Source organism: Alteromonas sp. MmMcT2-2, assembly GCF_022348305.1.
In the GTDB taxonomy this organism is placed as follows: domain Bacteria; phylum Pseudomonadota; class Gammaproteobacteria; order Enterobacterales; family Alteromonadaceae; genus Alteromonas; species Alteromonas macleodii.
In genome coordinates this window covers 1-12497 of sequence record NZ_JAKRFA010000039.1, presented here as the reverse complement: position 1 = coordinate 12497, position 12497 = coordinate 1, and the positions used below count along the sequence as shown (strand labels likewise).

General features: G+C 46.2%; 9 protein-coding genes, 1 pseudogene and 1 riboswitch. Of the genes and pseudogenes, 3 read left to right on the top strand and 7 right to left on the bottom strand.

From position 1 onward, the window contains the following. Nucleotides 1-4: 4 nt before the first annotated feature. Both MHM99_RS17180 and MHM99_RS17175 read right to left on the bottom strand, forming a co-directional pair. Complete coding sequence (locus tag MHM99_RS17180; protein WP_049588160.1) at nt 5-448, bottom strand: DUF6314 family protein; 444 nt, start codon at nt 446-448, stop codon at nt 5-7. Nucleotides 449-458: 10 nt separating this feature from the next. Further along, nucleotides 459-2345, bottom strand: coding sequence for a TonB-dependent receptor (locus MHM99_RS17175; RefSeq protein ID WP_049588158.1), 1887 nt, complete (start codon nt 2343-2345; stop codon nt 459-461). Between the two features lie 319 nt (nt 2346-2664). On the opposite strand from MHM99_RS17175, the pseudogene MHM99_RS17170 reads away from it, so the two are divergent. After that, a pseudogene (locus tag MHM99_RS17170) lies at nt 2665-2868 on the top strand (hypothetical protein); the annotation flags it as partial. An 8-nt stretch (nt 2869-2876) separates the two neighbouring features. Here the strand turns inward: MHM99_RS17170 and MHM99_RS17165 are convergent. Next, nucleotides 2877-3434, bottom strand: a complete 558-nt coding sequence (locus tag MHM99_RS17165; protein ID WP_049588156.1) for a manganese efflux pump MntP family protein — start codon at nt 3432-3434, stop codon at nt 2877-2879. Between the two features lie 53 nt (nt 3435-3487). Then, a riboswitch (yybP-ykoY riboswitch) is annotated at nt 3488-3614 on the bottom strand. Between the two features lie 350 nt (nt 3615-3964). Here MHM99_RS17165 and MHM99_RS17160 point away from each other — a divergent pair. After that, a complete protein-coding gene (locus MHM99_RS17160; RefSeq protein WP_049588154.1) occupies nt 3965-4522 on the top strand; it encodes a DUF1439 domain-containing protein in 558 nt (185 codons plus the stop codon). Nucleotides 4523-4645: 123 nt separating this feature from the next. On the opposite strand, the gene MHM99_RS17155 is transcribed toward MHM99_RS17160, so the two are convergent. Both MHM99_RS17155 and MHM99_RS17150 read right to left on the bottom strand, forming a co-directional pair. After that, nucleotides 4646-6061, bottom strand: coding sequence for an MBL fold metallo-hydrolase (locus tag MHM99_RS17155; protein ID WP_049588152.1), 1416 nt, complete (start codon nt 6059-6061; stop codon nt 4646-4648). Between the two features lie 11 nt (nt 6062-6072). Beyond that, the gene (locus MHM99_RS17150) at nt 6073-7737 is read right to left on the bottom strand and encodes a Na/Pi symporter (protein WP_049588150.1); all 1665 of its coding nucleotides are present in this window, start codon (nt 7735-7737) and stop codon (nt 6073-6075) included. A gap of 345 nt (nt 7738-8082) precedes the next feature. On the opposite strand from MHM99_RS17150, the gene MHM99_RS17145 reads away from it, so the two are divergent. Then, nucleotides 8083-9786 (top strand): protein adenylyltransferase SelO family protein, encoded by a 1704-nt coding sequence (locus tag MHM99_RS17145; RefSeq protein ID WP_239220218.1) that lies wholly within the window; start codon nt 8083-8085, stop codon nt 9784-9786. Nucleotides 9787-9812: 26 nt separating this feature from the next. Here the strand turns inward: MHM99_RS17145 and MHM99_RS17140 are convergent, their stop codons facing one another. Further along, nucleotides 9813-11018 (bottom strand): Xaa-Pro peptidase family protein, encoded by a 1206-nt coding sequence (locus MHM99_RS17140; RefSeq protein ID WP_049588146.1) that lies wholly within the window; start codon nt 11016-11018, stop codon nt 9813-9815. Between the two features lie 198 nt (nt 11019-11216). Beyond that, nucleotides 11217-12335, bottom strand: a complete 1119-nt coding sequence (locus MHM99_RS17135) for an adenosylhomocysteinase (protein ID WP_014950659.1) — start codon at nt 12333-12335, stop codon at nt 11217-11219. Nucleotides 12336-12497: the final 162 nt, after the last annotated feature.

Below are 12497 nucleotides of genomic sequence, written 5' to 3'. Positions count from 1 at the left end.
TCCACTACGCAGGGCTATACTTACTTATCATGGTGTAGTCTTTGCGAGGTCCAATGACCTTCCATGTTGAGCGCCATACAGGCCACGTACTGAAGTCATAACGCACCACATAGTTATCGTCACCACATAAGTGCTCAGCGTTTGGGTTAGTAGCGCTAAATGAGTGAAAATAGCGCTTATCGTCGAATAACACCTCAAATAAACCCGTTTGAAGCTGCTGCCAGAAATAGCGACGCTCGGCAGGCATTACGTGGCCGTTTGGCGCAGTAACCTCACCATTTTCAAAATACGCTAACGCGCGACTTTCTTCGTGCTCACTGCCTTCCAGCCAGCTAAATTCAGCCTCGCCCATAAAGGCGAACACATCGCCATTTCGCTGGATGATTTTGCGCGTCAGCGTCCAACGTCCAGCAAAATCGTCCAAGGTATGAGGAGAATTAGCTATCATTGCGCCGTCCTTACCAAAAATAGGTTACGGTGGCAGAATATTGATCGCCACGGCCCGGTGTCCCGGGGATTTCTTCAAAGCGTTCATCCCACAAATTATCGACTGCCAACACCAGATTTAACCCTTCAATCTGCGCCGGTGAATACGTGAGGGCGACATGAGAAAAGAATGCAGAGTCACTCCCTTTTCTAAGGGCATTGTTTTCTTGTTTTCTCCATTCATTATCCACGCGAATTTCAATCGTATCAGTTGCAAACCACACTACCCCTAGGGTTGCGCGATGCGGCGGATAGTTAAGCGCGTAAAAGCTCGCGTCTACCTCGTCAATTCGGTAGTCTTCAGACTTATCTAAATAGGTATAGCTGGCAACTACATCTGCGCTATCAAAGCGTTTAATGGCAATTACCTCAACACCCAGGGTTTCGATATCAACGGGGTTTGCACTGCGTGCTGAAGTAGCGTCGAAGCTATATGTCCAATCTGTCAGCTCGTTATCCCAGCGATAGAATACAGCGGTATCAACTTTGAAAGACGTTTTATCAAATGACGCCCCAAACTCTAGGTTTTTGCTGACTTCTCGCTGTAACTGATTGTTACTTCTAAACAGACCGCTTGTGGTGCTGCCGCCTACAGCAGTGTAGCCAGCCACCTGCGTCGCCTCTGCATACGAAAGATAGAGTGTACGCGAGGCATTATTACCTGTTTGGGTCAGCCAGCTAATATCGCCCACAAAAGACAGTCGGTCGTCGTCGCGATTTGTATCGTCAAACGCCCCACCTAAACGAACGGTAAGCGATTCATTGCTGTTCAACTGAGTTCGATACTCGGGCACTAGGCTTATTTTGTAGTAGTCGCGAGAGGTGAAATTGTTCTCTAGTGTGGTTGACGTGATGTCGTCTGCAGTAAGCTGTGCTGCGTAGTTAATACCGAATTCTTGCGAAACATTATGAGTACCGGAAAATGCCAATGACTTCACTTGGGTTTCATGAAACGCCTGAAACGCTTCAGGATTTTCACGTGAGAATACGTAATGGTCGTCATTCTCTCTGTAGTAAGCAGAGACCTCAAAGGTATTTTTCATGCTCTCTTCGCCGTAGCGCTGTTTGTGATTTAGCATGACCAAACGGGTTTGAATGTCTTCTGTCTCGTTTACATTAAAAGGCGTGTACAAGTTAGGCCAGCCAAAAAATTTTTGCTGAAAGCCATAAAACACGTCGGTTTGTGAGTCATTACTTGCCAGCTGAATACGCCCTGACGCGCGTTCGAAATTATGATCGCCATTAGCAATAGTGCCATCACTTTCAGAGCGAGAATACTCCCCTTCAATCCCAACAGACCAACCGGGTAAATCACTAAGCGCGTGCTTTACTGCACCGTGTACACGCTGCAAATTGAAGTTGTTATTACCTATTCCCACTGACACACTGCCTGCTGTTTGGATGGGACGCCAGCCATAAGACACGGTACCTACGGAGCTATTTACGCCGTAAAGCGCGTTATCGACGCCCGTGAAAATACTCGGCTTCGTCAACATTTCTGGCGCAATAGGAATCTCGGCGAAATAGTGCCCCGTTTGCGGGTCGATCAGCGTTGCGCTTCCTATGCGAAAACCCGTGTTTTCGAATATACCGCCGCGAATAGTCACGTCAGCCTGCGCTTCTGCCATGTTTCTTGATTGCAAATCGACTCGCGGATCGTACTCTAAGTTAGATATAGGTGAATTAAACGTCCCTACCGGCTTGTTGTTCGCCGTCGCCGCCCCTTCAATCGTAATTTTTTCTACGCCTTTTTCGTTGCTGTTCACGCCAGAGTTAGCGTTTGATGAATCAACACTTTCAGCGGCCATGGCGGTAAAAGGTAAAGTACAAAAGAGCAAAGGTAGGATTGTGTGACGCATTCAGTGTCCTAGTTAAAAATTTAGGTTCAGCCTGCAGGCAAGAGTAATAAAAACGCGAAGTGTATAGCATTAGTAGACCGAGGAAAACGCTGCGCAGGTGAGTTTAGACCAGTAAGTTTATTTTTACCCACAGCTCTGCACATTTCCATTTATCAATACAAACAGCCTGTATGTATCTGTAGCAGCTCGCAATAATCATCAATCTCACCTTATTGTCTGCTTACCCTCCTTGCTAAAAGAAACGAGATAACATAACATTCGCGACCTCTACAAAACCTGCCAAAGATACGTAATATCTTGCTTATGCTTGACCTTAAAAGAAGGGATCACGCGCTTCATTGATGCGCTAGATTTTGTGCCCACCATTGTTAGACAAAACAACTCTGGCGGCATGTTCGATAGCTTTGCGAGCCGAAGTTTTTCTGGCGATGAAAATAACCCATCGGGATATTTAATAAACGGCTTCAACGTGCGTGGCTATAGCGGTAATAGAAGCACGGTTAACGTTCAAACCACAAAGATCAACACGCTCTAGAGCGTGTGACTCACAAAGATCCAAGTACCAACCGAAACAAGCACAATGCCACCAAATGTCTCTGCTCGCTTACCTATCAATGTTCCCATAACACTGCCCAACATAATGCCAATAGTTACCATCGAAAAAGTGGCTATCCCAATTAACGTCGCAGCAATAGCAATATTCACCTCAATTAGCGCGAGACTTGCACCCACTGCCATTGCGTCGATGCTTGTGCCTAACGCAGTAATACACAATAAAATAAAGGATTGTTTTTGAGACGTCGACTCTTCTTCGGCAGGTTTCAGGCTCTCGAGTACCATATGAATACCTAAACCAGAAAGAATGATTAGCGCAATCCAATGATCCCATGCTTCAACGTATGAAGACGCCGCGCGACCAATGAACCAGCCTATAAATGGGGTTGTTGCCTCTATCAGTCCGAACAAAAGGCCAATTTTGAGGGCAAAACTTAAACGAGGGCGATTGATTTTGACACCTTTGCCTATCGCGGCGGCAAACGCATCTGTTGACATAGCAAAGGCTAGCAAGATAAGAGCGAAGATACTCATAGTTTTAGAACTCCGGTCAGGCTAATTGAGTCCACGACAAATCCACACGCCTGACCTTTAAGCGTGGACTTATCGATGGTCTCGCCAACCAAGAGGTGTCTGTACCATGGTAATGTGACCAATTATGTTGATACAAACTTTTCCATTTGAAACGGAAATAGGCTACTCCCCAACCGAGGGCCCTACGTTAATATAGCCGCTATAAACTGATCAAGTTGATTGCGACAAACTGCCCAACTTGAGATATAAATGACACCATGGTCACGCTCTTTCGATTGCACATATCCCAACAGTGGTCATACACTCAATTTTATTAAGTGTCGGCAACCAAGTATTTTTTCCAGCGTTACGCTTTGCGCCTCTCCCCTACTCATGGACTCCCTGAATAAGCCGTTGTCTTAGCGAGTTAACGATTTCATTGTTCATCTCTTTCCTCTGCCCGTACAATAGAGGCACTTCGTTGTTGCAGCGCCAGTATTTCCGGCTCGCACTGTATAATTCGACAACTCATTGCTAAAAGAGACTTTTTTATGAGAATTCTACTTTCCATTGCCTTCGTTGCCATTCTTGCAGGCTGCGCTACTCTCTCTCAACTGGCGGTTTACACTGTATCTAATGCCGAGTTAGAACAAGTGCTTGATAGCCAAGTGAGTAAATTGCAAAAGCAAACGTCACTTGCTGGTATTCCTCTTTATTTAGACGTGGAAGATATGACAGCTACCATAGGCCCAGATGGCAGAGACGTGGTTCAGCTAGGCACTATTGCCACTGCCCGTATTAGTGCATTTGGGTTGAACTACCCTGCAAAAGTGAGTCTAGCTTTGGAAGGCACGCCTTATTACGACAGTGAAGAAAAAGCGATTTTTGTGCGCTCATTGTCTCTTCTTGATAGCACAATTGATGCTGGCGGCTTTAAAGGTAATTTAGCCCCTGTAAGTGGCGAATTCATGCAGCTCATCAACGGCTATTTGGCCTCAAATCCAGTGTATCGGCTAGATCCTGCGAACAAAGCAGTAAGCATGCTTTCAACGGTGCCAATGCAGCTCACCGTTGAAGAAGGTAAATTAAGGTTAAGCGCTAAGCCTTAACACTATTGGCAATGCCAATGTAAAACAGTGGATTGCTGCTGGCTATACCGCAGACGACTGGCAGGTGCGCGTAAACGTAAACAACCTGTTTTGAGGGCGCTTTTTATTTTTTACGTCTAGTCTCTAGAATCTTATTGTTTCTTCGAAATGCGGAATAAACGCATTCCATCCTTTTTCTTTAATGGCACGTTGCAATGTATGTTTAGCACCTTCCTCTCCGTGGATTAAGTAAATCTTGGGCAGCGTATTGAAGTGCGACAACCAGTCAATTAGCTGTTCTTGACTAGCGTGTGCTGAAAACCCACCTAACGTGTGGATTTGTGCGCGAACGGCAATATCCTCCCCCGCCATTTTTACATGTGTGGCTCCATCGATTATCTTACGTCCCGGCGTCCCCATCGCCTGAAAGCCGACAAAAACTACATGGGACTGTTTACGCCACAAATTTTGTTTTAAATGGTGTCGAATACGCCCACCGTTGCACATACCGCTGCCCGCAATGATTATGGCACCGCTAACCACTTTGTTAAGCGCAATCGACTCTTCTGTTGATGTGGTATAGCTTAATATGGGCAACAATGAATGTAAGCTCTGATTTTGGCTATGAACGCGCTCGGCACTATCGGAAATAGCATCGAGATCTTCTTCGTTATAAACATCTTGGTAGCGGTGATAAATTTCAGTGACCGCAATCGCCATTGGACTGTCTAAAAACACCCGCTGCTGCGCTAATTTCCCTTGTTGATATAGCTCACCTAATCGAAATATGATCTCTTGGGTGCGCCCTACCGCAAATGATGGAATAAGAATGTTTCCGCCGTTTTCACTGGCTTGTAAAATAACCTGTTCAAACTCATCTAGGGTGGCTTCCATTGAACGATGGTTGCGATCGCCATAGGTAGACTCTAAAAGTACGATATCCGCTTCTTTTATTATATCCGGATCGCGAAGTAACGCGGCTTGCGAATTACCGAGATCGCCAGAAAAGACTAACTTTTTAACGTCACCGTTTTCAGTGATACATATCTCTACGATCGCCGAGCCAAGAATATGCCCGGCGTCAGCAAAATTAAGCTCAACGTCTTGGGTTATTTTACGTTTGGTGTAATAGCGAATGGGTATGCACTGCTTTAACACGCCATCAACTTCTTCTTTGCGATATAATGGTTCGATAAGGGGTTTACCCGAACGCTGACGACGTTTATTTTCCCATTCTGCGTCTCGTTCTTGTAAAGACGCAGCATCTTTTAACAAGACTTCAATGAGATCGGCGGTCGGCCGAGTCATATAGATTGGGCCGCTATAGCCCTCTCTTAGTAAAATAGGCAAACGGCCAGAATGATCAAGGTGTGCATGAGACAATATCACCGCATCAAGCTGGCTGACATCTACAGGCAAGGGTTCGTGGTTTTTTGCTTCTTCATCTCGCCTGCCTTGATATAACCCGCAATCGAGCAACAAGGTGCTGTGCGCTGTCTTAAGCAAATGCATTGACCCTGTCACCCCTTCAACTGCGCCTAAAAAGGTAAGTGTTGCCATAGTATGCTCCTTTAATCACCTTCCACGTTTTGTTGAGTATCACCGTGCGTTGAATTTGCCGTGGTAATGCTGTCCTCGACCTGCTGAATGCGGCTAAACACTTTGATCCACATGTGCACAATTTGTAAAAGAAATTCCATACACTCGGTAGCGTCTGTCATTTGGCTAATGGAAATATCACCTTGCGTTGCCTGCAGTACCAGCGCTGATTTCAGTGTGTGGTGCTCTTTATCAAGTAAATCGAATTGAACGTTTAACGCGTCGCTGCTATCAAATTGTCTCCAACGCACCATTTTCATGAACTCGTTGGTGACCGATAAATAGTTGGTAAATTGCCCTTCAAGCATTGGTTGAGCGAGCACCTCCCGACGCCTACTCAGTGCCGAAATGGCTTCGGCTTTTTGTGCGTTCGATAACATGTAGTGCTCTACTCGCATAAGCGATGCCAACGCTTCGGTGGTTTGTTCACTTAAGGCTTCGCGCTCTACTTCAACAATGAACTGCGAAATATGCTGACAGAGCATTTCAACACTCTTTAAATCGTTTTCAACAACCGTTATTTCGCTGCTTTGTTGGGAAAGCAATTTGGGGTAAACGCTTAAGAACCGGTCTGATAATGATAGTAATTCTAGGATGAGCGCGTTCACTGCCAAATCGGGAGTTTGAGCAATGTTTTTATCTAAGTACTTAGGCTTCGACGCCTTTTCTTCTAACGATACAAAACGTCGCTCGAGAAAGCTTGTTAGCCAGTCGTTTAGGGGCAAAATAAGCGCCACTCCCAGCAGGTTAAACAAGGTATGAAAGATAGCAAGTGTAATGCCCGGAGCAGCTTCTAAGTCGGCAACAGCGGTTATCCAATTAATAAAGGCAAATAGCAGGGGTAAAACCAAGGCAGCCACAATGGCGGAAGTAACGTTAAAAATAACCTGTGCCGTTGCCACTCGCTTAGCACTGGATGTAGCACCAATAGAGGCGAATAGAGCGGTAGACGTAGTGCCAATATTTGCGCCAATTACCATTGCACCCGCGGCATAAATGCCAACCATTCCAGAGGTCGCCGCGGTAATAGTTAAAGCGATGGATGCACTAGATGACTGAGTTAGCACTGTCATAATGAAGCCAATAACTAAATACATCAGAAAGCCTTCAATACCAGAGGCTTGAAACTGACTGAGATCGAAAGTGCTCACGATTCCTTCAAAGGCGGTTTTTAAACTGTCAATCCCCACAAAAAACAAACCGAACCCAGCAATCGCAATACCCAGTGATGCTAATCGACTGTTGGGTTTCAGTAGTTTTAGAATCATGCCTACACCAATCATAGGCAATGCAACGGCTTGAATATTTAGTTTAAAACCCACTAAGGCGACAAGCCACCCGGTCATGGTTGTACCTATGTTTGCACCGTAAACAATGCCCAGTGCATGGCGCATGCTAAGAAGACCAGCATTAACAAAGCCTAACGATGCTACAGTTACCGCGCTTGAAGACTGGACTAAAGCGGTCATCGCCGCGCCTGACAACACACCTCTAAATGGCGTTTTACTCCACTTAGCAAGTAACGTTCGTAAAGCGTTTCCTGCCGCTAGTTTAAGCCCGTCGGTCATCATGCCAATGGCTAGCAAGAAAAGCCCCAAGCCACCAATAATATTGCCAAGCAGTACGATACTATCCATCTACCACCTTCTTTGTTTGTTAATCGCTTACCAAACGTAATTCGTAATACACTCGCTACAAATAGGCATTCGTTAGGCGGGTGTGGCATATAATGCCCCCACAACGGTGACCAGTATGTAAAGCAGAATGCTACGCACTGAACAAGCGGTGCTATGCATTCAACAAGCGCTGTATGCCTGCATAAAAGTGTAGATAAGAGTACAATGGGCGTAACTTGCATTGTTTGTTCTTGGTCAAACAATAAAGAAAAGTTACTGCGCTTGGCGCTGTAAGTCGGCAAGTCTATGTTCCCGAAGGCACGTGGCAGATCAGTGACGGGCGGCTAGTATGAAAAGGTGATGGAAGTGACAGATCGTATCAAAACACTAGATGAATTCGCAAAGTACGTAGATTACTCTTTGCTGAATACCCTTACCCCAGACTCGCAGTCGACGTGCGATGGTGACGACCATGACCCGCGCCAAGTGTTTTCAGGTCACTATGTGCCAGTTACTCCGACCCCATTAACTGCACCGACGTACGTTGCTCATAGCGAAACGCTGTTTGCCGAATTAGGCTTAGACGATAGCTTGGCAACATCTAAAGATTTCACCCAGCTATTCTCAGGGGACATGTCGGATGTACCTGCTCCAATGAAGCCCTTCGGCTGGGCAACCGGCTACGCACTTTCTATTTACGGTACGGAATACACACAGCAGTGCCCGTTTAGAACAGGTAACGGTTACGGCGACGGCAGAGCAATTTCTATCGTTGAAGCAGTATTAAACGGCAAGCGTTGGGAAATGCAGTTAAAAGGTGCTGGTCGCACGCCTTATTGTCGCGGCGCAGACGGGCGCGCCGTATTGCGCTCAAGCGTGCGCGAATTTTTAGTGCAAGAACACATGCATGCGCTTGGCATTCCGACCTCACGTTCGCTGAGCTTGTTTATGTCTGAATCAGACACGGTAGACAGGCCGTGGTATCGCGAAGGGTCTCATTCCTATGAACCTGAAGTGATGGTAGAAAATATAACGGCCATATCCACCCGCGTGGCGCCCTCCTTTTTGCGCGTAGGCCAAATAGAGCTTTTTGCTAGGCGAGCTCGCTGCAACGAACACAGCGAAGCGTTAAAAGAGCTAGAAGCCATTGTTAAGCACCTTATTGAGCGAGAGTACTCAAGTGAAATTGACACAACCACGCCGCTTGAAGAGCAAGTGGTAACGCTGGCAGCACTATTTCGAGACCGGCTAACGCGTCTTGTTTCTGGTTGGGTTCGCGTCGGTTACTGCCAAGGCAATTTTAATAGCGATAACTGCGCCGCAGGAGGCTTTACGCTGGATTATGGGCCATTCGGCTTTTGTGAATTTTTTGAAGCAGACTACCAACCTTGGACGGGCGGCGGTCGTCACTTCTCATTTTTAAACCAGCCCATTGCTGCGCAAAAGAACTTCGATATGTTCTGCCGCTCATTGATGCCGCTAATTGGCGGCAACAGTGAACAACTCTCTAAGCTTAACGAGATCAACGACGGTTTTTCTGGCGTTATGGAACACGCCATGGAGAGTATGTGGGCAACAAAGCTTGGCATTGCCAGCTACGACCACGACTTGCTAATTAAGCTACTGCAATTAATGCTGCGCACAGGCGTGGACTACAATATGTTTTTCCGAGAGCTATCGTCAATACCAGAAGATATGGCGTGCTTGACGAAAAGCTTTTACTACCCGCCTAAAGCAGAGGTCATGACAGAATGGGAAGCATGGCTACAAACGTGGCGTGAGCGCATTGAAAAGGACGCCGAAACACAAGGTGATGTTACAAACGTCATTGCTGCTACCGCAGAGAATATGCGCAAAGCAAACCCTAAATTCACATGGCGCGAATGGCTAATTGTGCCTGCTTATAAAGCCGCAGAGAAAGGTGACTTTACGCCAATTCACGAACTTCAGAAGATACTTACTGCGCCTTATGATGAGCAATCAAAAGAGGTAGAGAATAAGTACTACCAGCTGCGCCCACTTGAATTTTTCAGTGCTGGCGGGGTCGCGCACTACAGCTGCTCTTCGTAGCAAAGAGCAGCTTCATTTTAGTTTACTTACAAAGAGTCAATCGATTCGCTAGGCTCAGTAAACCACACCGGGCCATCATCGGTCATATAAAAGTGATCTTCTAAGCGAATACCGAACTCGTTAGGAACTACGATCATAGGTTCGTTACTAAAACACATACCAGATGCTAGCGGGTGAGGATTGTCTTTCACCAAATACGGCCATTCGTGAATATCCATACCAATGCCGTGCCCGGTTCGATGGGGCAAACCAGGTAAGTTATAGTCTGGCCCTAAGCCATCTTTTGCTAAGCTGTCTCGCGCGGCTTTATCCACATCGCCACAGGAAACACCAACTTTTGCAGCGTTAAATGCGGCAAGCTGCGCGCGTTTTTCGCTTTCCCATAATGCTCTTTGCTTATCGGTTGGCTCACCAAAACAATAGGTTCTCGTGATATCAGAGAGATAGCCGTGCACCTTACAGCCAGTATCAATCAAAACTAAGTCGTTCTTCTTTAGTACTTGAGGGTCTTTAACGCCGTGGGGAAACGAGGTCGCTTTTCCAAAAAGTACAATGCAAAAATAGTTACCAGTGGCCCCCACTTTCTTATGTGCATCGTTAATAAATGCTTCAACTTCAGTAGTAGTAATACCTTCATAAAGCATACTGGCAGTCGCTTTATGCACAGCAAGTGTCATGTCCATAGCGCGTTGAATAAGCGCTAGTTCATTGTTAGATTTGTGCATGCGACAGTGTGCTGTTACCTCTGCACCATTGATAATTTGCCAAGATTGGCCAAGCATCTTGTTCAAACCATCTACGATAAAAAACTGGGTCGACTCATCCACACCCAGTTTATCGCCTCCAGCGGTATTTAGTTTATCTAGCATAGCTATGACAAGCGCATATGGGCTCTCGTGCTCTTGCCAGCCAATTATGTTGCCTTCCACTAATTTGCGTTCGTTTAAAGAGTCGATTTCAAACGTAGGAGCTAGATATACAACGTCACCCTTTGCAGGCAAAAGCGCACCGACTAAACGCTCACTGGCGTACCACTGCATACCTGTAAAATACGCTAAGTTAGTACCCGCGTTTAAGTAGAGCGCACCAATGCCATTTTCCTGCATATAATGCTGCGCCTTGGCAATTCGGGCTTTGTATTCAGAGAGTTCTATGGGGCGCAGATCGCCTGTCATGTTGACAAGGCTATCTAAAGCCTGCTGTGGTGTTTTTGTGCCTATTATTTTACCCATTTTTTTTCGTCCCTACACTGGCGCAAGGCTGATTGCCTGTTGGAATGATCATCAGCCCGCCTTAACTATGAATTTATTAAAACGGGCTCACTGTACAACATTCAATAGAAATGTCGAGATAAGCAGAGATGGCTAGACCTTTTGTACAGCTTGTACAGCGTACCTAAAGATAAACACTCGCTTATGACTCGCTGTGCTTCACAGTGCACTTTTCCACGCAGCCTCTGGTAGCAAGTACAAGCCTTTTTCGCTTTTTGCGCCTTCATTCACGATATAGCCGATACCCGCCGCCATAACGGCCAAAGTTACGTCGAAGGCATTGATGCTGTCACCATAGCCCGCAGTTAAGTTAAACATAGAGCCATCGGCTAGAAGATACAGTGTTTTATCGCCCAGTTTATAGGCATTTACATAAGGCATTGGCTCACTGTGAGTAGCGTTGTTTTTAAGGTAAGGCACATCAATTTCTTGGGCTACATGGCCTACATTTAAAATAAATGTTCCGTCTTTCATGTTGTCTAGATGACTCGAATTCACCACGCCATACGCGCCAGTTGCAGTGGCAATTACGTCAGCTTGACTAGCCGCTTCATTTAAATCAACCACTGGCCAGCCGTCGTATTTCGCTTGAAGCGCTCTTGCTGGATCAAGTTCTGCAACTTGAACTTGTGCCCCGAACGCTTTAGCCGAGGCAGCAACGCCCTGCCCTACCAGACCATAACCAATAACAACTACTACTTTTTCATGCAGGGTTAGATGAGTGGTTTGAAAGAAGGTTTGCCATGCGCTTAAGCCCACCATGTGCCTGTTGTGAAGCCCTTCTTTTACCGGCAAATCATCCCAGTTAAATATTGGATAGTTTGGCGCCATACCATTTAAGCGGTTAATGCCAGAGCCCGTTGCTTCTAATCCCGAAACAATGCTCGGTACTGGTTTATTTGCTTTTATGTTCTCGTGAAGTCGAGTTGTCAGATCAGCGCCCATTTCACACAAATGGGTAGGCTGCCACGCCAGCGCTTTATCGAATGACTCAGACCAGTCAGCCTCGCTCATATCACGCCATGCATGGGCCGTTGCGCCTTTATCAACAAGGTAAGACACCACGTCATCTTGCACTGTAGTGGGGTTACAAGTGGTAAGAAAAATGTCGCATCCTCGTGAAAGTAGCCCTTCAACCAAAGGCGCCATTTTCAAATCTAAATGCATGTTGCAAGCAAGTTTAACGTTCGACAGATCGGGAAGTGATGCAATGGCATTACGAGTGCGCGGCATATGAAGGCTAGCCCACGCCAACTCTGCTTGAAAATCTTGGTACATGAAAAGGATACTCTGAGAAAATGAAAAGCAGAATCATACGTGAGAATGCTGTATTTATAAATCAGCTAGGGCCTGTATATGGTCTCCCCCATTATTGCAAGAGTAAACATGCTGTTTTGACTAAAATGGTTTGCGTCCGTATATCCGGCTTCTCGTTGAAGT